The sequence below is a fragment of the Dyadobacter alkalitolerans DSM 23607 genome (assembly GCF_000428845.1).
GTDB classification, from domain to species: Bacteria; Bacteroidota; Bacteroidia; order Cytophagales; family Spirosomataceae; genus Dyadobacter; species Dyadobacter alkalitolerans.
Genome location: NZ_AUAS01000004.1, coordinates 499,593 through 524,981 on the forward strand (window position 1 = coordinate 499,593; position 25,389 = coordinate 524,981).

Here is a 25,389-nt window from a genome sequence, read left to right on the forward strand (position 1 = left end):
AACAATGAAAAGAATCGCCAACGGCCAGAACGCAATCATTCTAACGCGGAATGGCAGACAAACGAACAAGGTGGATAATTGAGGCAACCTCAAACATTCCTGATGTCAATAAGCAGCTCGAACGGCTGATTCAACTTCAACAAACCCAGAACGAACTTACCCAGCAGAATACCACTTCGACAGCTCTGGCTATACAAAGGCAACGTGAGCAGATCGAGCAGTTGTCATCTGCACAAACCAAAGCAAATACTACCACTTCTCAGGGTGTAAAACAGCAGTCTGATATGATGGGCGCTCTTCGCAAGGAGTACGACCTACTTTCCAAGACGCTTTCCGGACTGGCTCAACTCGCAGCCGGCGCATGGGCTGTTAATCAGTTGAAGACCTACGTCATGGAGGTGATCGCGGCCAAATCTGCACAAGATGGCTTTGTCGCTTCCATGGAACAGATGCTAGGTTCCAGATTAAAAGCGGAAGAGCTGAATGCAAAGCTGATGGAGATCGCTCAAAAATCTCCTTTCACCATTGATCAGATTCAGGAAGTAACCAAGAAGTTGCAAGGTATGGGAGTTGAGACCAACAAGCTCATTCCGTACGTAAACATGCTGGGTGATATCGCTTCGGTCGTCGGCACTCAGAAGCTTCCTCTCATTGCAAAGGCTATGACGGATGTCCAGAACAAGGGCATCCTGATGGGGCAAGAAATAAAGCAGTTCACGGAAAATGGTATTCCTCTGTTTGATTTGTTGGCGAAATCGATGCAAAAGCCACGTGAAGAGGTAGTCAAACTTGCTCATGATCATAAGATAGCTTTTGCAGATGTAGAAAAGGCATTAATGCAGTCCACTCAAAAAGGCGGCTTGTACTATGGACAGATGGCCGTTCAAGCCGAGCAGCTTGGTGGTAAAGTGGCCAACCTTGCCGATAAGTATACATTGGCAAAAGCCAAAGTTGGCGACTTCTTTGAGAATGGCATCAAGAAGGGCATTGGAATGCTCGGAGATCTGATAGATGCAACCATCGGCAGCGCTTCGGCAATCGAAAGACTGACAAAGTATTTTAGTGCCGCACTGACCATGTGGGTAGCGTATCGCGCTGCTGTTCTATCTACTTCTGCCGCACTAAAAGCAAACCAGGTTGCTACACTCCAAGATCTGGCGGCAAAGGAAGCATCGACTTTGGCCACGGTTACAATGTCAACTGCTACAACCGGGTTGCGGGCGTCTTTATCCGGCTTGTGGACTGTGATGAAGGCAAATCCATGGGGTGCATTAATCACTGTGATCACTGCCGCTATCGGTGTATACCAAATGTGGGGAGCAGCTCAGACCGAAGTAATAAGTGCATTGGGAGAGGAAGAGATCAAACTTAAAAACCAAAAGCAACTATTCAACGATTCAGTTCTGGCCGTGATGGCTTTGAAGGAAGGTACCGATAAGCGTCGGATCGCAATGGAAAGCCTGATCAGCAATTACCCTGAATATTTCAGAGGTCTGTCTGCCGAAGGGACTAACAATGCAACACTGAATAAGATCCTTGGTCAGGTAAATAACTCCTACAAGGAACGGATCGATCTAGCCAGGCAGGCGTATAACATCAGCAAACTGGAAGAAAAGCGCTCCGAACTTTTGAAAGAAGAGTTTGAATTGATGGAGCGTATCAAAATGCGCTCTCCTGAACTTTACAAGCAAATCAACGGCGATAGCGAGAAGTTGATGGAGGCGCTTCGCAAGGGCGGCACATCATTCCTTAAACAGCTTGAAGGGCAAGGCAGCTTGCTGAAAAACGTATGGGATAACGCCATGAACGGCAGCATCCTTAAATCGGCCGATGCTGTTTCCAAGGGCCTGAAAGAAGTTGATAGGGAGATTTTAGCAGCATCTCAACGCCGTGAAACGCTCAGTAAAAAGGAGCAACAAAATGCCGTTGCTGCTGAGAATACAAGATGGACAGCAGTCTCCGCTCAAATGAAGAAAGGTTCGAAGGAGTACGAAGCAGCCCAAGCAGATCACGAAAAGAAGGTCCAGGAACTAGCGGGCAAAACCAGCACTCAGATCCACAAATTCGAGGATAGTAAAGTCGCTAAGAAAAAGTCCACGCTGGAATTATCATTGGAGAATGATCTGAAAGAGCTGAAATCTGTCGAGCAAACCTACATGCAAAAAATGAAGGTTTTGGAGAAAGAGGAAGAATTGCAGAAGGAGATAGCTCGTCGCACCATCACTAGCCAGACCGATCTTCACAATCGACTCACCTCACTGACATTACAATATGCAGCCAAGCGTGAAGAAATAATGCGCAAGGAAATCGAGAGTCGTATTGACTACGATATGAAAGATTTGAAAGCGGCTCAGGCTGCTTCTGATAAGTATATAGCAATCAAAGAGAAAGAGGCTGAGGAGATTGAAAATTTGGACGGGTACGTTGCGGCCTTGCAAGAAAAACAGAGGTTGGAGGATATTGATAAAGCTATTAAAACGCACGATCGTCTTGTTGATATTACCAAGCGCGCTTACGAGGAAATGGCTAAGCAGGGCGCAATGGAGGCGGGAGAAAATAAGAAGTTTTGGGAAACCAGGGAGGGCGCAATCACCCGATACTGGATTAAAGTTAAGGAGCAGGAAATCGAAGGCTATAAGGAAATCCGCAAGCAGCGGGCGGACCACATGGCTAAGATGCTCGAATTGTACGGCGGCAATAGCGAGGAATATGAAAGCAGCCTTGCAGATTTTCTTGTAAATGAAGAAGATCTAGCAGAGGCTACCAAACAATATGAAGGCTTTCAGGCGAATCTATCTGAAATGAATGCGAACTGGTTTGCCGAACTGGTTAAACTTGCGCAGATGGGCTTTGAAGCATATTACAACGCAATAAATAAAGGGTTAGAGCAAATTGATAGTGCGTATGAAAATGCTATTGCAGCTTATGACGGACTAAAAGAAGCGAACGAAGAGGCCATGGATGCTATCCTGGCAGATACTACGCTGACCTACGAGCAAACCACAGAGGCCTTGAAGAATGCTATGGAAACCCAGCGGCAAATCCTTCGTGCTCAAAACGATTTTGAATACTTGCGCGGCGAGAACGCGGAGTATATGAAAGAGTTGAAGGATGGTTTTGAAGAAACTAGTGCAGGGTTCTCTGCTATAACAAGCGCCCTGAATGGAGATATCGGCGCAACCATCGGAAGCCTTGTGAAGATGTTTTCTGATATGGGTACGCATTGGAAAGAGCAGCTCGCTTTGCGTGAACAGAACGAACAGGAATCCATTATCAGGATGAACGAACGTCGCCTTTATCAGTGGAACCTTGAATTGCAGCAAGCGCAAGAATTACTACAAAAGAAATTTGAGCTCTGGGATCAGGAGCTTGAAAAATTCCGGGAAACCAAAAATGCGGAAATAGCCGCGTTGGAAGAGCGGTTTGCAAAGGAAAAGAGCTTAATGGAACAGAGCTCGTCCGACAAGCAATTGCGCTTGCAAGAGGATGATGTGTTCAGGGCGCAATTAATGGCACAGGGCGAAGCAAGAGAAGTTGCCATGCTTGAAGCGGCGAAGCAACGTGAAATTGCAGAAGCTCAGCGCAGAAACGTATCCTCCGAAGAAATAGCCCGGATTACAAATGCCTTTAACGAACTGATTACCCAGAAGCATGCGGAATACTCGGATGCCAGAGGCAATAAGGACAAAGAAACTTCCCTTGCCATTCAGGAGCAAAAGGCCCAGGAGAAAGATAAGATCTTAGAGCTTGAAGGTGCGACGAAAGATCAAATCCAGGTCCTGAAAGATCAGATCCTAAAACTAGAACAACAGGTATCAGCTGACAAGCAAGCGGCGCAAAAGGAGTATGCAGATTATGTAAAACATACGCAAGGGCAGATGTTTGAGGCTGAGCGGCAAATGGCCATTGCCCAGCTCCGAGTTGAAATTGCTCTGCTCAAATCCAAACGCAATATTTTCAATAGAGGCAAGATTAACGAGGCCATTGGAGATTTAGAAGCTGCAATTGGCGAGATGGGTGGTATCGGAAACCCGTATGGATACGAAAATCCATCTCGTGGCGATGGCAGCGGCGGGACTACGCCACGACCAAACACGCCTCGTGGCAATGATCCGGATGATGACGGGCGCACAAACGGCCCACGGCCTGGATTCAATGGTGATCCGTGGCTAACTCGTGCAAAATGGGATCCTGATGCAAAATACGGTCTTGACGAAATTTACATGAGGACTCATGAGGGGGAGCGTCTTATGCCTTTGTATCTCAATCAGCATTTAGGTGCCAACGTTTCCAACGAGCAGCTCGTGCATGGATATCTGCAGTACGCAAACTTCATGGACCGCATGCCAGATACGTCGGTTGCTCAAATTCCGCAAATGGTGCTTCCTGAATTCTCTGTGAGTAATCAAAATGTGATTTCTATGGATCGGGTTGAGCGAAAGCTCGATCAGCTTAACAACACGTTTGCCAATAAATCACTGCTCCAAGTCAATATCGACGGAAATGCGGTGAGCATCTCCGAGCAATGGGAAAGCCATAAAGCCACTTACTACGACACACTTTTTAAACAATAATATGTCCTCTATCACGCCGAAAAAGCCTGCAACCAAATCCGCAAAGAAAGAACGTAAGATCAAGACCGTTACACCGGTGGCAGTGTTTGATATTGTCGAGCTTGACAAGATCATCACCTGCCTGACCATGCTGATCAATAAGGAGAGCGAAACCGCTCAAACCCGGATTAACATCAATCACAATGCCCGCAAGCTGCAAAGCGAGTTGAAGAATTATCGCAGGCGTACGACCGAATATTATAAACTGGCTGACTGATGTTTTATCTCAATGGTACACAGATAAACGAGCCGGTCGGATGGTCGGGCGTATATTGGACACGGGTCAGACACCCGGGCTACTTTGGTATTTGGCGCCATCGCACTGCAAAGGTGATGGGAATTGGTGAAGTAGGCTTTGATGGCGAAGCTCGCTACATCCTGAAATCGCTTTGGAAAAAATATGGCGTTAACGCTTCCGCGACATTTGAGGTGAAAGAAGGTGGCGAAGCGATTTATAGTGCGGAGATTGATTTCGGTATCTGGAAAGATAATGGCCGTTACTTCAATGTAAGTTTTCGAGATGAGGATACCGAGCTGGACGCACTGTCATCGATGACAGTCGCCATTGATCCGAAAATACAAATCAGGCTACCAGAGCAAACTATATCGGCGGGCATTGAATATGCAGTTGGTGAAGGGTTGTCTCGTCCGGCAAGGATTGACGGATCAACACACTCAGTCCCTTTTGCAACTTCGAAATCAGGTGAGGGAAATGGCTTATCCGCATCCACGCTGGGAGCAATCGAGCCGATTTATCGCAATAGCACAGATCGAAAGGCTATCCTGAACTTGGAAGGCAAAGTGATTGGCGTATGGAATGGGGGCGGCAACGTGCGGCTGATCGCAGAGGTGACACAAGACGGCGTCACGAAAGATAGCCGCGTTATTTCGATCCTTTCGGCGTCCGGCTTTCAGCAAACCTCCTTTATTTCCGAACGCATCGAGATTCCGCAAGGTGCATATTTGCGTCTGGTTGTGTCAGGCAGTAACGGTCTGAATGTGACTTACAATGCTGAAAGTTTCCTGACAATATTTGAGAACTCGGATTCTGATTCTTCGCTGATTTGGGGGCTGACGTTTAAACAGGCCATCGAAGGTCTACTCGAAAAACTAACAGCAGGATCCGTGACGCTGTCGAGTATTTATCTCTCGAAAGGCGTTGGCGCGTCTCGCACCTTGACAAGTGAAATGAACCTGCGAGGCTACCGGTCAGACATTCAACTGTCGTTCAAATCGTTCTTTGATGATATCAATATGCTGGATAACCTAGCATGTTGGAAGCGTGGCAATGTGCTCTATATTGAAAGCAAAGCAGATATGATCGGCAAGGTGGGCCGGTCTCGGATCACGGACTTTGAAACGCTGGAACATTCAGCATCGCCCTATTATTTCTCATCTTATCAGGTGGGTTATAGTGACTGGCAGTCTGGAACAGCCGCGGGGCGCGATGAATTTTGCACTCAGCGCACGTATCAAACCAGCCAGGTGAAAATGAAGGCAACGCTTTCGATTATGGCCAGCAACATATCCGCTTCCGGTAAAACGATGGAAGTGCTCCGACGCAATCCAAATTCAGAGAAGGCCGACACGAGCCAAGATGAAAAGCTGTTTGTGATCGAGGCTGACAGAGCAGGATCCATTTACGTTGCCCGAACCGGATCGGTCGAAAATGTCATCAACCCAGAAAATGCAATTAATGGCGGGCTTTCCCCGCGCAACATTTTAACCAGATGGATGAACATGCTCGGTGTGAATGGCAAGGCCTCTTTCACCTCCGGCACTGGCAATACAGCCGCGCGAATTGATGGCATTGTAGAAAGCGCCGATGTTTCGCCTGGTGAGAATCAAATCTTTTCAGACCGTAGCGTGATCATCGAGACCGGAATGAGCATGCGACAATACTCTGACATAGGCGAGGTTGTCGAATACTTAGATCATGACGGAACGGAGAAGGCGGCGCTGATCATCGATGACAGTTACAGGTTTTCCACCGGCAAAGTATCAATCAAAGCAATCGAGTTACAATGAACATATACGAACATGTGATCTGCTTTGAGAAAGCGGACGGCACCGATAAAAGTTATTATGCTGCAAAAGAATTTCACGATTCTCTGCAAGCTCAGAAGGGGGATGTATGGCGTTGGCTCGCTCCCAAATCCATTGTACAGGGGATTGACGTTCGAAACCTTGCGCTCGTCCTTGTAAAACCGACTTATATCCCAGATTGTGGGGACGTCCCTGAAATCAATGCCATTCGTCACACAATTGGAATCATTCGTCCCCAGGAATCCGAGAAGTATGTCGATCTGAGCATTTGGGTGGGGTCTTTGCCATCGGCTGACAATTGGAAGCAGTTCGCTTTACAGCGAGCGAACAGTCAGATCGTGATCGGGACTTTCAAAGGTCAGCAGACTTCCAAAGCCGAATACATGCAGGCCCTCAAAGAGTTTTATGAATCATTTCCATATACAAAGGTTCTTTGTGATGTTGATGGCAGCAAGATGCGTGTCAGGATTTGGGAAAAACAAGGCGTTTTCCAATTGTCAGACGAGGGCTTGATCGTCGGATTGGGTAATACCTCCATCTCAAATAGCAATAACCCGGTTATTGATCGGATCGATCAAGGAGCTTTTAATTACCCTGCCCAGGACAGTTATTTGGTTAAGATTGGCGCGAGCATCTTAGAAGGAAATCAGTTCACGCTCGACAACGTCACTTACGTTGCTGTTGCGGGCGATACGCCTGATAAGGTTTTAAAGCAGCTCATTGCTGGAACTCGCTACAATGTACCGGAAGATCAGCCCGTAGAGGCTTATGCGGAAGCTGGAACCCGGACCATATCTAACACCAACAAACTGACAGTTCAGGCGGTTTTCGACGGCGTGCTCGCTGGAAATGATAATTATCACATCCGAGTGAATGGCACACCGCAGCCGGGAAATGTCGTACAGGTATCAGCAACTGGCAAAACGACAAAAAGCTACACAGTTAAGGTCGGCGACTCGACCGACGACATTGAGGATTTCTTCAATACAGATGCAGGTAGTTTTTACACGGTTGCCACCGGTGTTATACCACAGGTTAGTTTTTTGGCAGGAATTCAGGTGATAGAAAACAAAAACACTCCATCAATTAACCTATCCGGATATCAGCACATCAACACTTACGCAGTAAGACGGTGGCGAATCATCATTGGGTCAGATGTCAGGTCAGGCAATATCTTCTATTTTGGTGATCAGCAATACACAGCCGATGACAACGACACAGCTCTTGACATCGCCGCTCACTTTGGTTTTGACTCTGTGAGCTTCACCGTTGAAACCGAAACTGGTGTAAAGCCCAATGCTTATGCCATCAAAGGGTTTCTTTACAATGAAAACAATATTGCAGATGTGACAATCACCGAAGGTCCTAAGTTGGCCAGATCTTCACAGCTGGTGTTTGAAGCCGAGTTCAATTGCGATATCGAAAGCGGAGCCTATCAACTCGGCATCGTCAACAAGCAGACTGAAATCCCTACGTTAATTTCACTTGGCAATCATGTGCAGGTCAAAAGCAAGGCCGTTGGTGAGCTTATTGAAGTGGCTGACTATGGCGATGCTTTCGGCTTTGAATATTACGAAAATGGACTGACCCAACGTTTACGCATGCCAGTTTACATAAATCCTCCAAAGCAGCAATCAGAAGAAGAGCGGGTCGTCAAGTTCATGGGTGGATACCGAAGGACGACGACTAAACTGGTATATGTCAGCAAGCTTGTCACAACTGCGGGGCATTTGCCAATGCATGTAACACTTGCCAGCTTCCTGAAACATGAGCACCTGCGCATTGGAGACAAAGCCTATTATAACGCCGGTGAATACACCGAGAATATGCTTGTTAGTGGTAAGGATCTTCGTCAGGCAACCTGTGAGATAACTGAACTTTCGAAAGAGAAAAACAACTTTTCACGGTATAGGTCAAATTACTATCAATCAGGGGCTTATGGTGGGTTCTGTAAAGTTATCGGCGAGGGCATTAAAGGCAGGTTGCAGCTGTGGTTACGCAGTTCTGAAATTGTACGAGAAATAGAGGATTGGCAGCTTCTTAACACTGCCGCTTACCAGCTTATAGCTGAGACATTCGAGAACGTAAACCTAACCATTTATCATGCCGGATCTCCTTATCTAGTCGCGTTTCTTCCGAAAGGTCAACGTGTCAGACTATCGGACTACCTGAAAATGCAGACAGGCGAAAACTGGATTATCCAGATTAGCCTTTCAGGTGCTTGCTCAGCAGCCCCAGAGATTACCTATCAGTGCGAATCAACTCAACATCACACATTAATTTATGACTGCGAAACGATTGAAAAACCTGCTTTCGGTGAGTTTTCTAACGATTTCGGTTCTGATCTCGCATCTTAGCGTTGCTCAGGTCGGAACTGCGAAATTTAGGCAAAGAATAAATCAAGACTTACCTACGAATAACTCGAAGGCTATTACTGCCGCAAAGCTGCGGTCTGTGTTCAGTGCTTCCGCAGATGCTATTGATTCGATTTATACAACCTTATCTCTGGCCGAGAATATCGGCGAGTATGATGCCAGCACTGGCGTAGCGAAAGTAACCGCCACAGGATCAGAAAGCACACCAGGCACAACACCAGCATTTGCAGACGGCTCTCATTTTGATGTTGTTAAAGCGGGTGCCCAATCAATTACCGGCACTGCAATCGACATGGTTGTCGGGTCAAAAATCATTGTCCGGGGAACGAAATGGGCTTATATACCTCCGTCCGACATGGCACTTCAAAAGGCTATTCAGGCCCAGACAGATACACGGTTAGTTGAAAAGCTAAATATTTCAAGCGGTGGGGAAGCTGCGGCAGGAGCTACAATCGATTTGACTGCAAGCAGCATTAGTGTCCCCAACGGTTCTTCCGGATTTGGCACCTATATCCAGAAACCAATCCCAATTTCATCAAGGCCACTTTGGAAAGTAGGTTCAACTATTCATTTCAGCTCCGTTGTTACTGAAAACACAGCAGGCATTTCAACTTCCTTGAAGCCAAGATTCTCTTTGAATGTAACGCGCAATGGAAGTATTGTTCAGACTGGTTTGATTGGTTCAATGAGCCGGATTTCAAGTACACAAATCCAGCTTGATCTGGATTATACTATTCAATCGGGGGATGAGATACTTAGACCTCTGATGCAAATGGCTACCAGCGCCACTAATTCATCCGGGTCTACACAAACCTGGACTTGGAGTTCCATTGTTGCCAATGTTAAGGCGACTGGAAATGAACTGACACCAATTTCTGAGAAGCTTATCGCAGTAGAGGGAGCTATTCAAACCAATGCAACCAGTATAACAGCTACAAATCAGCTGATTTCCGCCACAGACGGAAAGATTGCAGCGGTAGAAAACCAATTGGCGATCTCTGACCTCATTGCCGAACCGCTGGAAACGCTCGCACAAAACGGAGGTGTAGTGGACGGCTCGGCTGGTACGATTACAATTCCGATAGGTCAGACCGGATTCGCTTCTAACCTGCGGAAATCTATGCTTTTTTCAAATCATCCAGCAATGGTGATTGGGGCTAGAATTAGGTTTTTCGTAGTTGTAAAAGAGAGTGTTGCCGGGCTTACTAATACCAAGGCTGGCTGTTTTCTCTCTGTTCGTAGGTCTGGCAGCTTTGTAACAAATGTTGGAGTAAATGCTAGCAGCACCTATGTCATAGATGCAACCACGCGCCGGTATCAATTTGAATATACCATTCAGTCTGGTGATGACCTCTTGCAGCCATATCTTCAAATACTTGGAATGAGTGTCTCGAATTCGAGTGGCTCACCTTGGGTCGTGTCGGTCCAAAGTATGTATTGGCAAGTGGTTAATCCCGCCACAGAAACCAACGTTATCACTGACCGATTAAAGTCAATAAATACAAGTATCGTCACTGCCAACACCACGATAGCGACGAAATCCGTAAATCTTACTGCGATTCCGACATCCTATTCAGGTGAAGCTCTTAATGGTGCGACCGGGGCTAATACTAAAAGGATTACCATTCCGTCAGGAAGTAGCGGGCATACCTCATACATCAGGGCACAAATACCGATCAGTGAATTCTCGAATTGGAATGATATTGTTGGTGTACCTGTTTCATTTGCATTCAAGGTCGCTACGAGCGCGGATTTTTACCCAACAAAGAATTTTACTGTTAGCATGGCCGCTTTCCGGTCAGGTGCCTGGAATTTTACCGCATCGATCACCGGAACGAGCATTACAAAATTATCGCCCACTGTATTACAAATCAGGTTCACATATACGCCTGATGCTAATGATGCAATCTTGGCGCCTTCGCTTCAAATCTCTTTATCATCAATATCACTCGTAGCATCAACTTCATTTTTTGAAATTCAGGACGTTACATATTCTCATGCATCACCACTCGGCTTTCCAACAGAGAATACATATCCGATAGCGAAGGATCGTAGCTGGCTGAATGGAAAAGTTTCAACGCTGGCCGGGCGAGTAGGTGCATTGGAGAACAGCTCCACGGCCATCACAGTGGTAACCAAGACTGTGAAACCGGATGGTACAGGCGACTATCTTAGTCCCAAATTGGCAAACGATGCCATTACTGACAGCAGTCCGATCAAGCAGTATGACGTAACCATTTACCCAGGCATTTACACCGAAGTTGAATGGAGAAGTAAGCCGTTCGTTACGTGGCGAGGGACAGATAAAAATGCTTGTTGGCTTAAAGGTGAGCTGCCTGATAGCACCGGAGATGGACACCGTGAAACGTCTACGCTCTGGCTGGTTAAAACCGCAAGCCTTGTCAATTTAAAGATTACCGCAAAAAATATGCGGTATGCAGTTCATAGTGAAGAGTCTGGTGCAAATCCTGATGCCGTTCATAACGTGGTGAACTGCCATTTGGAACATTATGGCAACCAGGGGATGATAGATTGGAGGACCGCAAACAGCGGATCCGGCCTACTGGTAAGTAATGTATGGGCTTCTGCTAGACCTTGGGGTTATGGAGCTGCATCTGGCTTGATTGAGAATTACGATAACACATCTTTCTATTCTCAGGGTGTTGAGGCCTATTATGTTCACAGTAATTTGAACTTTAACAAGCCAAATGTCAACACACTGCGAAATTCTGCAATGGCTCGCAAGAATTTCAATGCTGTGATAGTCGTTCAGTCGCTTGGCAGTGGTCAGAACGATCTAGTCAATCTCTATGGGTGTTCAATCACCCCCGGCTTTATTAGGCAAGATGACACCCCTTGGATTTCTCAGATTCCACAAAATCAGTACGCAAACCATGCGGACTATAAGATATTCGCCTCCGGATCTTCCATGGTTGGGTACCGGGATGCGACTCGCGGACGCGCACTCCGAATTCGAAGTAACTCGGTTTCAGCTGGAAGTAAGGTCAGGGTTTCCGGCACTGCTGTTCCGGCCATCTTTGGCCGCGTGCATGAGATCGATGGCGGGGTTGGATTGCAGGGGTATAGTTACGGACACTGGGATATTTCTGGCATACTGGTCGGATTAGCACAGAATGTAACTGTTAATAATACGCTCGGCAGAAGACTTGGAGATTGCAGCACAGTCAGCAAAACGTTGACTATAACCATTGATAATGGAGCACCGATAAATGTTGTCTTCAATACGAATCTCTCGTCTGAAACAAATGCTAATATTCTTGCGACAATTAATGCGGCGCTAGGGTCGTCTGCTACCGCATCAGAATATAACTCGGCACAGGGTGAGTACTATCCCGAATTTCAAGACAGAATCTTGATTTTGACAAATACCGGGACAACTGGTATACCAAGGTGGAATGCAGTAGGCTATAATACAGACCGGACCAATATGCGATTAATTACAACCGCCGATCCTGCATCGAAATTCATTGGTGTGGCATTAGAACCGATTCCTGTTGGTAAAATGGGCCGTATCCTTGTGTCAGGCATACTTGATAAAGCAGCGCAAATACCTGGCGTTACCGGATCTATTTCGCTTGACACAGATATATCGATCTCTTCCACTGTAAATGGACAGTTTGAGATCAGCTCATCTAAGCCGGTAATGAGGGGCGTAGCGACGGATTGGGTTCAATTCGGTAAATGATCTAACATGGATTTGGCAATCATAACATCAGGTTTTGTCGCTGGGAGCGGTTTCGTATCTATTACGGCCGACGTGGCCAACGGAACTATCGTGCTCATTTACGATGATGAAACCAAGGATTTGCTTGGCTCTGCGCCAACGGAATCCGGCGTTGCTTTGGTCCCTGTGGCTCCAATCCTTTATTCAGGCCAGCGCATCATTGCCTACGTTTCCGAATTTGGAAGGGACACACAAGGATCTATAATTGTCACAGATTCAGAGCTGGAAAGTTCAGGATGGAAAACGCCTGAGACAGTTGATGGTCAGCCCTACGATGCTTATTTACTCGCAGGTGGGATGCCGTTACCAGACTTGTATGATCCTGCCTCATGCCGCAACTTCTCACGAGATAAGGATAGCATTGACCGGGCGATAGATGTTCCCATATCATTCATTTTGAGGCAGATTGAGAGTCAGGGAGGGACGGTTCAGGTTGCAATTGAAAATATAACTGGCGCCATCGGTGGGTACAAAACCAAATTTGATGGAGACGCTCAGGGGACGAGCTTAACAAAGACTTATTCTGACAATGGCAATTATCAGGTGAAGGTATGGGGTGTTAATCAGCTTGAAGCTCAGGCTATCATCAAAACGTATTCCCTGGTGATGCCTACGGCCAGCATCAACTTTGGGACTACGGTAGTGGATTTGATTTATTTCTGCGACTACGGTAACTCGACTTCGCCTGGATTACGGCCGCTACGAGTTCAGGTCTATTCTTCCGTACCAGTGGAGGTTCAAATTGACGGAGTACACACTTGGGCTGTCGCTAGTAGTACCGGCATGCAGCCAAATGAAACAGGTCGGTACGATGGCCCCGTGCATTTCGTAGAGGAAGGCGAGTATACGATTCGATGCCGAAAAGCGTCAGATTCCAGCCAGGAGCTGGTAAGGCAGATCAAACTAAACAATTATTTCTCATGAGCGAGCAAGGTAATGCAGCGGACGTGGTAAGGTCGGTTAAAAAGAAAGTTAAACCAATCATCGAGATTGATAAAACCGGTCCATGGGTTCACGTCACAATCCCTGAATATAATAGCTGGATCAATCTATTCCTTAATGACAAAAAGGTGGGTTCATACAGGCTTGAAGAGGGAAAGGTCAGCATCCAACTGTCGGCGGCACTCCCGTACGAATATAGAATCCGAGCGGAAGTGCTCAAAAAATAGTACAGTATAAACTTTAAACCTGAAAGCACATGCTAGGTTACTTTTTAACATCGAAGGGGGTTGACCTGCAACCACTTCACAATTATAACAGCGAGGCAGATCAGACGCTCGGCGCTTACATTGCTCTCGGAATGGTCGATGCTTCGGTTGGTTTGCGCCTTGGCGGTCAATATGAAGCTGAGACTGTTTCGTCGGCCAATATCGTCTCGATCGTCAAGGAGCTCTGCCTGACTGATCAAGCTTATTTTTTTGGAAGCTCGGACATCATTGGTCAGGAAGCTGATCCGGCTGTCACGTCTGAGGCGGAGGCGTTCGGCCCGTCTGCCGGTCCACGTTTGACAGATACACTTCTGGGAACTGTGGTTTGGAGACTAAACCATGCTTACAGCGCTCGTAATTTCTTAAACATGCTAATGGCAAACCGTGAGTTTGACTTCTTCATGTTTACCAATAACAGCGTTGAGGCGGCTTATTATGATGACCATGGAATCTCTTATTCTGCGATCTCAAATGCCAAAGGAAATAAGGATGCAAAGATCGTAGGTGGTTTCACGTCCATGTACAAGTCATTTGCAGGCTTCCTGCCAGTGCAGTTGGGAATTAACCAGGCTTCATTGAAGAATGATGTGAAGTTTGTAATTGCTGAGCCGACACCAACTTTGGTTACACCAGCGACATGCTCTACCATTGGACGTAAGAAGTTTACGAAACTTCAAGCTAGTGCTGGATCCTTAGAGTTTGCCACCGACCCGGCTAATGCATGCGTTGATTGGTATTGCACCCAGGCCGATGGTTCACCATTGCCAGCAGCTGGTAAAGGGTCCTTCAATTCCGGCACTGCAACATTAACCTTGCCTAACACGCTTGCGGCTGGCAAGTACATCTACAAAATATTTTGCCTAAATGCGACCGGCGTAAAAGGTGAAATGTATGTCGAGGTACTGGTAAACTAGTTGAGCCAACTTTTAACGGAGATTTCGACAACGACTTCTCCGGGTAAAGTTGGCCGGATTCCATAGCCCTTTAAACGAGGGCTAACTTTAAACACACACTGAAATGCTGGATTTCAAACGAGATATTGCTCCTTACCTGGTTAAGCACGGTCAAGACAAGCCGGATGCTAAGCTGCTGCACCCTTTCTACGAAGAATCGGTGAAGCATAGCAAGCTCGTTGAAAGCGTTTTCAGTGATGAGTGTCCGGATTTTCTGAAAGTAGAAAGACCGAAGGAGAAGGAAAAGCCCAGCCATACCAAGTTCCGAGCCGCAATCTATAAGGCGATTACAAAACCTTTCCGTCGCAGGCTGATCAGGACCATCTCGGCCATCCGTAATGCTGATGATTTTACCATCGAATTTCCGGCCGTCGATGCTGCAATTCCTTTTGAAGACACGCTGAGCTACTACACCTCCGAAGCCTTTGGTGCATGGAAATCGCTTGAACAGTGGTTTTGGGAACAGGGAATTCAGCATTTCATTGATGATCCGAATGCATGCGCTGTCTTGCTTCCTCAAATCCCGGAAGATCCTACCAAATACCGTGAGGTTGTTCCCATCTGGGCGCTATCCGGTCAAGTATGGTATTACGGCGAAGGTCAGAAAGCTGTCATTTGTTCTCAGAAGAAAAATGAGATCACTATCAATGGCAAGAAAGAAAAGTCGGGTTTAATTCTGTATTTCTTTGATCAGGAAAGCTATTGCATTGCAAAACAAGTTTCAGTCAGTGGCGCAAAAACAGAATGGGATATTCTTGGAATGAGCGCTCAGCAGGACGAAGCTGGTAAGTTTGTCGGATTTGGAGAAGCGTTCCCGCTTCACTATTTCCGCACAATGCCCGTGTTCAAGATCGGATCACTGATTAAGAAAACCAGTGAAGACGGCATTCACAAACTGTTTGAGTCCTATGTGTCTGATGCGATCCCGGCTCTGAAATCAGTCTTGCAAAGGGCGTCTGATATCGACATCGAAGCGCTGCTCCACACAGGATCCTTGGAGTGGCAGTATGTCACCAAGCAATGCAAAGCATGTGGCGGCGATGGCCAGGTTAAAAGCTTCGTCGAGGGTACCAATGGTCGCAGGAAAAACACCACGGTGAAATGCACAAAGTGCAGCGGCGCAGGATATGAAATCTACGATTCGGCCCTTGAAAAGATACTGATCAGCGCGCCTACGCAGACGAGTTTCGGCGACGATGATGCTAAGCCAATGCACTTGCCAACACCACCGGCCGGCATGATTGAAAGGTCGCCTAATGCTATTGTTCAGTTCCGGGAGGAATACAAGCGCAACATGGTTGAGGCATATCAGGCCATCGGTTTAGGGCACATTGCTGATCAAGTCTTCATGGCCACATCCGGAACTTCCAAGCGTTACGACCGTCACGAAGGCGAGCAGATGATCACTGATGCTTCCCGTCATTTGATTGAGCGCGTTTTACAGCCGGTATATGCCGGAACTGATGCGATCCGTTACGGGCCCGTTGGAAAGGCTGGTGATCAGGTGCCGATCATTGTCAGCCCGAAAAGGTTTGATATCAGCTCAATTGACATGACGCGCGAAGAGCTCAATGACGCCATGACTAACAATTACTCGGAGGAATTGAAGGATGCGCTGCAAGTGAAGTATCTGGATCAGACAGTCGGCAAGGATTCAATCGAATACAAGACTTTCCGGGTTAAGATGCGGCTGGATCCACACCGAAACAAAAATGATGAAACCAAGTCATTTCTGCTCTCACAAGCATATCTGACTATGAACAGGGAATCGGAAGAATTCAACAGAACAATTGAACAGCTTCAATTCTCCATCAACTTCGAGACGGTGCTTCGGGATGTGATCCTGAAAAACGATGCTTTTTTTGAAATGGCAGTAAATGAGCAGTATGAACTATTGCTCGCGGAAAACAAACTGTATTTCTCCGTTCGTCCGGCAGGTCAACCAATTGAAATGAGCACGCTGGCGCCGCTGGTAAATGCCAAGGATATCAACCAGATGAATGAATAACCATGGAAGAACTGGAATTCCTTGAACAAGCGGAAGTAAAGCAGGAAAAGCTCCTGAACGGTTTCATGGTAAACATGAAGAAGGTCGCCCGCGCATTTCTTGACGCAATGATCGATCTCATGGATGATCTTGAAATGAGCCGGGAGAGCAAAATGAACGACTGGAAGACTGTCACTCGCTACCGGCTTTACCTGCGGTCGCACCTGGCTTCTGCTGGTTATGATGCGGCGGTGACTGAGCTGCTGACCGGAATGAAAGATGTGATCATCTCCATTGAAAGTTATTACGAGCCTTACGGTGTAAGCAAGTACTCGACTTTCTTTCACCAGGCTGGACAGGAAGCGCTTGATCGGGTCAGGAAGCAGCTGGTTGACGTGATACCCGAAACAGCATTTATTGAGCCGGTAAGCCAGGCCTTGGAAAATGCAGTAATGCGCGGTCAAAGTCTGGCTGATCTTAGAAAGCAGGTAAAGGAAGTGGTGCATACCAGTGAGCTGCCAGCCAACTATGTTTTTAACCAGGCGAAGCAAAGCTTATGGATGTTTCACCGGAATTACTCAACCTCGATCGGCACAATGCTTGACCTTGCCCATTACTACTATGATGGCGTTGCCGTGGCTCACAGCCGAACTTGGTGCATCAAGAAAAAAGGTAAGGCTTTCACCAAAAAGGAAATTGAAAGCTGGGCAGATGAAGAATGGCAAGGGAAGATTCCAGGCACGACCAAAGAATCTATTTTTTGGCTTTGCGGCGGGTACAACTGCATAGATGTGCTTCGCCCAATTACGAAAGAATTGTATAACCGTTTAAACCAAAACAATTGATTATGAAAAAGTGCATTGCTTTGATAATGACGCTCGGCCTGTTGATCGGCCTTGAAGCAAACGCCCAAAACTGGCGCATTTACCATACTTCCGCTGATCAGGTCAGAGTTGACAGCGCAAACGGCGGTTTGCATCGCATCACACCCGCAAAGGATCTGAAAATTGCCCAAAGAGGTAGCAAGATCGGTTTCACGTTTGCAGGTTTCGGGCTGACACTTTCACCGGACCAGGTACGCAAAGCTGAGAATACAGCATATGGCGCCACGGTAACGGATGTCATTACGGCTTTCCTCTCCGGTGGTGACGCGGTCACGGATCAGGTGATCATTAACAGCACGACAACCGGAACGTTGGCGGCGAGTACATTCTCCTACATCGAGATTGCCAATGATCACGCATCCGCGGCGAGCTCCATTGTTGTAAGCGGTCAGACGGTTTCAATCCCAGCGGGTAAGTCGGTAATCTTTCAGGCATTGAGAAGTCCAAAAACAGGACGGTACAAACCCATTCCGGCCATCGCTTACACTGCAACTGGATCCACGTTAAGGATTTACACAGTCAAAGAGTAATTCACTCGTACCACGCTACGAGTAAAGTTTAAATCAGTTTTCCATTCAAACACACGAGCTATGACTCAGGAAGAAAAAGCAGCAGCCGACAAAGCCGCTGCGGACAAGGCGAAAGCCGACCAAGAAGCAGCTGAAAAAGCACTAGCGGATAAAGATGCCGCTGAAAAATCTGCTGCTGAAAAAGCAAAAGCGGATAAGGTAAAAGCCGACAAAGAAGCCGCCGATAAGGCAAAAGCGGATCAGGAAGCAGCTGACAAAGCCGCTGCGGAAAAGGCGAAAGCTTCTAAGAAGAAGAAAACGCTCGATGATCTGAAATCCTCGGACGATGTGGTGATCGAATTCAAAAATCCGGTTCACGTGGAAGAAGATGGCGAAAGCTCGGTAAAGAAGGAGAAGATCATTCAACACGTGAAATATGCTTTCTGGCAGGGCCTCAAAAAGGACGACAAAGGAAATCCGGCATATTCTACACTGAGAGGCGCCAAGCTGATCGGATATGTGGAAGATGATGAAGTAATCAAATTTTAAGTAACAGTTTATTCGCCTGCGGGCAAACACTATTAACGGGTTGCGACCCAAAACACACATGGCAAAATTAGCGGATAATCTGACATCACTACTGGCTGCGGCCGGCGTGAAATTAACTGATGAGCAAAAAGCCGTATTGGCTGAATTGCCACAGGATGAAGTATCTGCACCAGTTCAAAGTTTCTTTGATACGGTAGCAAACCAGGCCACAAGCGAATTTGCGAATCTCGCTAAAAAGGCTGGAAATCTGGACAAGTTCGATGATGGACTTGCTTCCTGGGCTGACATCTTAGGTGATGATATCAAAACCATCGCAAAAGAGAAAGGCCCGCAAAAGCTTGAAAAGATCAAGGCTCAAATAGCTGCCAAGATCGAAGCGGCCAAAACTGCTGCGGCAGGTGGATCCGGCGACCTTGACAAGCTCAGAACTGAGATCACCGCTCTTCAAACAAAGCTGCAAACTGCTGAGGTGGAAACGCAAGCCGCGCTTGATAAGCAAAAAGGCGAATACGAAGGCAAAATCTTTAACTCTTCAATGCTCACGAAGCTACAAGCCAGAAAAGATATTGTCGAAGCATACGCCAATCAAGACGCATTGTCAATGCTCGTTCTGCCGAAAGTATTGGCGCACATTGAAGGTAAAGGGCTCAAAGTTAATCCCGACAAGTTGGATGTTGTCAGAACTGATACCGGAACCCCTTACATGAAAGGCGCGAAAGCTGTAACGCTTGACGAATTATTTGACGAGGCGCTGTCTGAAAATAAGTTCAGGCAAAACGCCGGACCGAATCCGCCGAAGACAACCGTCGAGCTTGACGGAAACAATGCTCCGAAGGTGACAAAAACAAGCTTACTGCGTCCGGAAGTAAGCGAATCGTAAAATTCTAAACGACTTTTGAAATGCCTAATAATGTAAACCTTGGGATTGCCAGAACCGTGCAAGCGGCTTTGATGCATACTGCGAATAACGGCTTGAAGTTCAATCGCTACGGCGCTGCTCAGGCTATGCTTTCTCCTGCCGTTCAGGAGGTAAGAACTCAGATTAGCCCTTACGGTCCGACAGATAGCACTTCTGTCATCTGGGGGTCTACGCCTGGCCGTGACATCCTTGTGCCAAAGGTACAGGTGAACACGTATCCAGCCAGGGTGGTAACGGGGTACGATGAAAGAACCCGTGATCTGAACGGAGAGGACTTCTCCGATCCATTGACCATTGACGTGGTTTATGATTTCTACAAAGAGATCAAGGTTAACCGCTCATTGGCTCGAGAATTGTTCGAACCGAAAGCGTTGGAGTATATGAGCAACTACGTGGCTGGCAAAATGTCTGACACGTTGGATCCTAAATACAAAGTGTTCGTGGATCGCCTGGCGCTGCAAATTATTCAGGATTTCGATTCTGGTGTGGCAAATCCTTTCGCGACATACGTGTTGACTTCACTGATCGCGCGTATCGGCAAGAATGCAGCTTACCCAACGGCTAACACGCCGACAGCGGCCGCTCCTTTGATCGATGTTCCGACCTTCAATGCTGACAGAACTTTGAAAGCAGAATTTTGGGATTTCATCAATGAAACCAAAATCGCCAACAAGATCACTGGCAGATTGATCATGATAGGTGGAACGCTTGCTTTACGTGCAATGCGTCGTGAAGGTGTTTTGGCAATCAATGATGCGGGTTATGACTGGGCTACTATGTTCGGACGCACGCCGGTGGATTTCTACTACGACGAGCTGATCGATACGATCTATGGCGCTGGCCGGATCCTTTTGATCGATTCAGGAGCAGCTGCCGCAGAGACATTCTGCTATGCTGACTTTGCGGATAAGTTTGGTGATCCTACCAACAGCGATGATACTGCCGATGCGAAAGGCAAAATCATGTTCCTGAATCTTCCGGAAGATGAGTCGATCTTGAACAACGTTGCGAGCTCTTTCATTCGGGATGTAGATGTTCGTGTCACTCGCAAGCGCGATGCCAATGATTTCGCGGTAACAACTGCTACCGTGGCTCTTCCTGCTGGTCTTTACATCCGTCCCAATGGATGGTTCACTGAGGACGTAACCAACGTACTTCATGGAGTTTCCGGTATTTTCGCCGCGAAACTGATATAATCATCTGACAGAGGGACATCGATGTCCCTCTGTTCTTTCCCACACACAATGAGATATTTCTTGTTAATGCTGTTCAGCTTACTTCAACTGACAGCCACCTCTCAAAGTAAGGTAACCGGAACATTCCAGGTTGACCTATCCGGATACTACACTAAGGCGCAGGTTGACAGCATCATTAAGTTGTCGGGGGGAGTGATCCCCAAGCCGCCTGTTACGCTGAAGCCTTGCCGTGTTTCTCCTGTCATTACGCGTCTGATTTTATTCACTAATAAGGGGGCTCAACTTCAATTCCACGGCGAGGGCGTAGAGTCAATACAGTATGAAGTTTGGCCTGTGCTGAGCGGTACACCCGTGCTCGTTGATTCTGTTAGTCCAACGTCCAATATAATTGATCTTGATTTTAAAAAATCAGTTTTACCAAACGGGACTTACATGCTGATTATTAAAGGAAAATCCTGCCTGAGCGACAAGCCTTCTGAGATTCAATTCCAGATCAAGTCCGATCAAGGCGGCGGCACTACAACGCCTCCCGTCATAGACAAGCCCGATCAGCCGGTACCGGTAAACGGAACACTGAACAGGCTTAAAACGATGACCGAAGGAATGGATGAGCACATGAAGCTCGCTGTTCGTGACTCTGCCGACGTTCGTATTTTCACCGACATCGCCCCGGATAGGATCAGCCCTACACATAGCTACCGATATTTGGTAAACGGCGAAATTATCACTCAAAAAAACCGGCTCACCAATTACATTGTGTCCGGGAATAATCCGATCCGCGTTGTCAAATTCAAACTCAAAGACGGCATTCCTAGCATCAATCAATGGGGAACTCAGGAGTCCGATTATCAAGGCGGCGGTTACTATCAGCGAGACGCGGGCGAGCTTTTTTCCTTTAACACAAGTTTTGCATTCAATACGTTCGTGGCTCCGGGGCAGAGCGACAGTAAAGGTTTTTTGAATCCGATCCTCTGGAACTACAACCCGGACGGGAGGCAGATTTCTTGGCCTGAGATTGCACCAGATATGAAGCTGCCTGCCGGAAAACTCTGGATTGATAATTGGGATGGCTACACTCCTGAGCTGATCCTCTCGAAGGGCGTGACTCATCTGCCTCACCACTGGTTGCCTTGGAATGAAGCGGATGGAAACAGGCAGGCAAATGCACTTAAACAGGCAGGAAAGACCTACAATAACGTTCCGAGAAATGAGGTTATATTCAAGCTATCAAAACTCCCGCCTGTTGTCAGGCCGGACGGGACGGTAATAACGGATGACTACACAGGCGACGGCGGGACTAACAAATTCTGGTGGCCTAACGGCGGCTTCGACAAAGAAACGGCGATTAGAAAAGCTGACGAGGCAGATATCTCAGATGCAATTTGGATTGGCGAGACCATGGAAAACGAATCCTGGACGCCTGATTATTGGGACATGCATCGTCATTTCTACAAGCGGCTTCGTGAGCGTTACGAGGATCGTTTTGGCAAGCGCGGAATCCCTTATGAGATTGTCCACAACTATTACTATTTATGGCCTGAGCCGATTTCTCTTTCAAGAAAACGCCCGGCGAGTTACTTCCGCGATCTGTTAAAAAGAAATCCTGAGAATCTTCCATCAACTCCGTACAGTCCGGGCGGCACCCTTGCCAGCACCACGATGGTTACAGAGGGAATTTATCTTGGCGCTCCCGACATTCAGATTGGACTTATCTACGAAACGATCTTCCGATTTCACATCAACAAAATTCTTGGACTCCGTAGCGGCGTTTTCCTGACGGGAAAGCATGAGTACAGGCCGAACAATAAATATAAGTATGTGTACCCAGAAGGGGAATTTTACACAGACGCCAAAGTTCCCCTCGATCCTAATGTGCACATCGCGGCTGGCTTTATCGGTCAGGTTTACGGCAACCTGGTTCACGAATGGGGCGCTCCCGGAAAAAAGAGTCACAAAAAGTTCAGCCACGAATGGGCGAAGGGACTGTGGTTTCCAAACGGATCACCATTTCCGCAAGAGGGGTTTCCGTACTACTCCTACACGAACGATTATTACGCAGGGTTCGACGGAGGGGCAGACCTGACATACTTTTCTCAAAAGCTGTATAATGAGACATTTGGCCAGACAGATCGAGGTCAAACAGAATACCTTTCTTTCAGGATCGACGGCACAAATTGGATTGTGCCCGACCAGGCTTACGGTCAAGAAATAGTTTCTGCTTACGATCAAAAAAGAGGATTTGTCTACTCCCAACGCAAGGATGGGAAGATAGCCTGGTTCTATCTGAATTCCTACGCGGACAATAACTGGCACAAACTTGAAGTGCGGTTTCCGAACGGACAAACCAAGACTTTTAAAGTGTCAGGCAACGCCATTCATGCCAGGCTAGATATCGAATGAAAAAGCACATCCATTTGGCGGTACTCGTTTTCGCCATCATTGTTCTGATACTCGGTGCCATTTGGTTGACGAAGACTTATAACCACAAGACCGTTGAAACGCACTCCTGGGTTATTGACAGCCTCGCTTACTACAAAGGGCTGGTAAAGAAAGATTCTGCTACCACCGATCAATATCATCAGCAGTATGAAGACAGCTACACTCATTATCTCAATCCTGATTCTGCTGGCCGGGAAAGGTTACGCGCAATCTTATGGAAGCGAGCTCTCGGCGTTGACAGCCTATCAGGAACAACTCCTTGATAGCGCCTACAAATACGAACTGCTCAAACCTACATTTTTTAACCTTAGAACCGCTTATGAGTCCAGGGGAAAGGAAATCGACGACCTCCGAAATGCCTTGCGTTTGTCTGAAATGCAAACTGCACTGCAAAAACAAAGCTTTGAAGCCACTATCAGTGAAGAAAGGAAGAATGCAAGAAAGGGATATTGGAAAGGGTTCAAGCATGGATTCGGCTCAGGGTTCCCTACTGGGTTTTTAACCGGGCTTTCAGTCCATTAATCTTCAAACAAATGAAAATTTTCGAACATTTTAATCTCACGTCAATGCTCGCCTCTATCGGTTTGACAATTAAAGGAATGGTCACAAATCCCGCATTCCTTTTGCTCTCTTCTTCGACTGTGGGATTTATACAGGTCTTCAACTACCGCAAGGATTTGACGATCGATCTGCTGGTTGCAACTGGTATTTGCTTTACGACAATGACGTTTCTTGGACTTGTGAAGCATTACAAATCGGGTGAGGCCAAGGCAGAAATATTTGTAAAAAAGACCATTGAGCAATTTGTTGTGATGGTCTCCGTGGTGCTCCTGGGATATATCGCTTCGATCATCATCGCCGTGGTATTCAAAATCGTTACTCAGGCCGTTGCGGGTGCGAATCCTGTTCCAGGCATGGCCCTGTATTTCATATTCGCCGGTTACGGTGTGATGTTCACTTATTATTTCATTAAGAGCTGCGATCTGATCGATCAGATCCTTCCAAAGCTTTTGCCCAACTGGTTCAGCGCGCCGTTTCGCAAATTCCGGAATTCAGGTGATTATAAGGATCTATTGTCTTTTGTGAAAGAAGAGGAAGGAACAAAGATTCCCTGATCATGCAGCTCACAAAAAACTTTACGCTGGAAGAGATGATCAGATCGTCGACGGCCAGCCGGCGAGGCTTCAAGGAACAGTTTAAACCTGGTCCTGAAATCGTCAGCAACTTGCAAGGACTTTGCACAAACATTTTGCAGCCGCTCAGAGATTATATCAAGGCGCCAATTTTCGTCAGTTCTGGATATCGCTGCGAGCAATTGAACAGAGCTGTGGGCGGAGTGAAAAACAGCCAGCATCTAACCGGTGAAGCAGCGGATCTTCAAGCTGTTGGAAGCATGGAAAATCGAGAACTGTTTGAGGCGATCAAAAAGGCGAAACTGCCATTCGACCAATTACTCTGGGAGTTTGGAGACGGCGAAAATCCTGATTGGGTTCATGTGTCTTTCTCAGCACAAAACAGAAGGCAGGTGCTCTACATAGGTAGGTGAAAATCTTTTATAGTGTGTATGCGGTTTAAAGGGCGATTCATTTGAGTCGCTCTTTTTTATTGCGGATTGGCTTCAAGCCAATTTCTGAATTCGATCAATCGCAGGCGGCAAGAATCCACGATCTTACGTCCTTGGTTTTGATTCAATATGTAAAGTTCGGCTTCGATAAACGCCTTCGGATCGGTGATTGTGCTGTAATTGTTCATTTTCACCGGACCCTTGGGCAATGGTCTATCTCTAAAATATTCCTCCAACTCTTCGACGCTCATAGTTTGTTTTTGTTAAGCCACGAAGGTCTTTAAAATTTCCCGGCCGCTAAGCCAACAACAAAAATTTTTAAATTCTTTTTGTCGATAACCAGCGACTGGAGGTCGTTTCAGTGCAAAGGGGCATGTAGGTACTTGACCTTTATCTTACAAT

Annotated in this window: 19 protein-coding genes; 18 read left to right on the plus strand and 1 reads right to left on the minus strand. The window is 47.0% G+C overall.

Features of this window, described 5'->3' with window-relative positions; genetic code table 11:
* Nucleotides 1-50 precede the first annotated feature (50 nt).
* The 18 genes from G395_RS0110750 to G395_RS0110835 all read left to right on the plus strand — a co-directional run bounded on the left by G395_RS0110750 (nucleotide 51) and on the right by G395_RS0110835 (nucleotide 24,969).
* Nucleotides 51-4,574, plus strand: coding sequence for a tape measure protein (locus G395_RS0110750; RefSeq protein ID WP_026630050.1), 4,524 nt, complete (start codon nucleotides 51-53; stop codon nucleotides 4,572-4,574).
* 1 nt (nucleotide 4,575) lies between these two features.
* Nucleotides 4,576-4,830: a hypothetical protein gene (locus tag G395_RS0110755; protein WP_026630051.1), complete on the plus strand. Its 255-nt coding sequence runs from the start codon at nucleotides 4,576-4,578 to the stop codon at nucleotides 4,828-4,830.
* A 116-nt stretch (nucleotides 4,831-4,946) separates the two neighbouring features.
* Nucleotides 4,947-6,641 carry a hypothetical protein gene (locus tag G395_RS0110760; RefSeq protein ID WP_157486655.1) on the plus strand — a complete coding sequence of 565 codons (1,695 nt, stop codon included), beginning with the start codon at nucleotides 4,947-4,949 and terminating at the stop codon, nucleotides 6,639-6,641.
* Nucleotides 6,638-9,016, plus strand: coding sequence for a hypothetical protein (locus tag G395_RS0110765; RefSeq protein ID WP_026630053.1), 2,379 nt, complete (start codon nucleotides 6,638-6,640; stop codon nucleotides 9,014-9,016). Before G395_RS0110760 ends, G395_RS0110765 begins: the two co-directional genes overlap by 4 nt.
* Nucleotides 8,943-12,740 (plus strand): hypothetical protein, encoded by a 3,798-nt coding sequence (locus G395_RS0110770; RefSeq protein WP_157486657.1) that lies wholly within the window; start codon nucleotides 8,943-8,945, stop codon nucleotides 12,738-12,740. Before G395_RS0110765 ends, G395_RS0110770 begins: the two co-directional genes overlap by 74 nt.
* Nucleotides 12,741-12,746: 6 nt before the next feature.
* Nucleotides 12,747-13,703 carry a patatin-like phospholipase domain-containing protein gene (locus tag G395_RS0110775; RefSeq protein ID WP_026630055.1) on the plus strand — a complete coding sequence of 319 codons (957 nt, stop codon included), beginning with the start codon at nucleotides 12,747-12,749 and terminating at the stop codon, nucleotides 13,701-13,703.
* On the plus strand, nucleotides 13,700-13,948 hold the full coding sequence (locus G395_RS0110780) for a hypothetical protein (protein WP_026630056.1): 249 nt from the start codon (nucleotides 13,700-13,702) through the stop codon (nucleotides 13,946-13,948). Before G395_RS0110775 ends, G395_RS0110780 begins: the two co-directional genes overlap by 4 nt.
* A gap of 29 nt (nucleotides 13,949-13,977) precedes the next feature.
* Nucleotides 13,978-14,901: a hypothetical protein gene (locus tag G395_RS0110785; RefSeq protein ID WP_026630057.1), complete on the plus strand. Its 924-nt coding sequence runs from the start codon at nucleotides 13,978-13,980 to the stop codon at nucleotides 14,899-14,901.
* A gap of 103 nt (nucleotides 14,902-15,004) precedes the next feature.
* Nucleotides 15,005-16,948 carry a DnaJ-like cysteine-rich domain-containing protein gene (locus G395_RS0110790; RefSeq protein ID WP_026630058.1) on the plus strand — a complete coding sequence of 648 codons (1,944 nt, stop codon included), beginning with the start codon at nucleotides 15,005-15,007 and terminating at the stop codon, nucleotides 16,946-16,948.
* A gap of 2 nt (nucleotides 16,949-16,950) precedes the next feature.
* Entirely contained in the window at nucleotides 16,951-17,772 is an 822-nt protein-coding gene (locus G395_RS0110795; RefSeq protein ID WP_026630059.1) for a hypothetical protein, read from the plus strand.
* A 2-nt stretch (nucleotides 17,773-17,774) separates the two neighbouring features.
* Nucleotides 17,775-18,341, plus strand: a complete 567-nt coding sequence (locus G395_RS0110800) for a hypothetical protein (RefSeq protein ID WP_026630060.1) — start codon at nucleotides 17,775-17,777, stop codon at nucleotides 18,339-18,341.
* Nucleotides 18,342-18,401: 60 nt separating this feature from the next.
* Nucleotides 18,402-18,869 carry a hypothetical protein gene (locus tag G395_RS32530; RefSeq protein ID WP_026630061.1) on the plus strand — a complete coding sequence of 156 codons (468 nt, stop codon included), beginning with the start codon at nucleotides 18,402-18,404 and terminating at the stop codon, nucleotides 18,867-18,869.
* 58 nt (nucleotides 18,870-18,927) lie between these two features.
* Nucleotides 18,928-19,749 (plus strand): hypothetical protein, encoded by an 822-nt coding sequence (locus G395_RS0110810; RefSeq protein ID WP_026630062.1) that lies wholly within the window; start codon nucleotides 18,928-18,930, stop codon nucleotides 19,747-19,749.
* A 20-nt stretch (nucleotides 19,750-19,769) separates the two neighbouring features.
* The gene (locus tag G395_RS0110815; protein ID WP_026630063.1) at nucleotides 19,770-20,984 is read left to right on the plus strand and encodes a hypothetical protein; all 1,215 of its coding nucleotides are present in this window, start codon (nucleotides 19,770-19,772) and stop codon (nucleotides 20,982-20,984) included.
* Nucleotides 20,985-21,032: 48 nt separating this feature from the next.
* Complete coding sequence (locus G395_RS0110820) at nucleotides 21,033-23,384, plus strand: hypothetical protein (RefSeq protein ID WP_157486659.1); 2,352 nt, start codon at nucleotides 21,033-21,035, stop codon at nucleotides 23,382-23,384.
* A gap of 186 nt (nucleotides 23,385-23,570) precedes the next feature.
* Nucleotides 23,571-23,945, plus strand: coding sequence for a hypothetical protein (locus G395_RS0110825; RefSeq protein WP_026630065.1), 375 nt, complete (start codon nucleotides 23,571-23,573; stop codon nucleotides 23,943-23,945).
* A gap of 11 nt (nucleotides 23,946-23,956) precedes the next feature.
* Entirely contained in the window at nucleotides 23,957-24,538 is a 582-nt protein-coding gene (locus G395_RS0110830; protein ID WP_026630066.1) for a hypothetical protein, read from the plus strand.
* Between the two features lie 2 nt (nucleotides 24,539-24,540).
* Nucleotides 24,541-24,969 carry a D-Ala-D-Ala carboxypeptidase family metallohydrolase gene (locus G395_RS0110835; protein ID WP_026630067.1) on the plus strand — a complete coding sequence of 143 codons (429 nt, stop codon included), beginning with the start codon at nucleotides 24,541-24,543 and terminating at the stop codon, nucleotides 24,967-24,969.
* 56 nt (nucleotides 24,970-25,025) lie between these two features.
* Here the strand turns inward: G395_RS0110835 and G395_RS0110840 are convergent, their stop codons facing one another.
* On the minus strand, nucleotides 25,026-25,238 hold the full coding sequence (locus G395_RS0110840; protein ID WP_026630068.1) for a DUF6965 family protein: 213 nt from the start codon (nucleotides 25,236-25,238) through the stop codon (nucleotides 25,026-25,028).
* Between the last annotated feature and the right edge of the window lie 151 nt (nucleotides 25,239-25,389).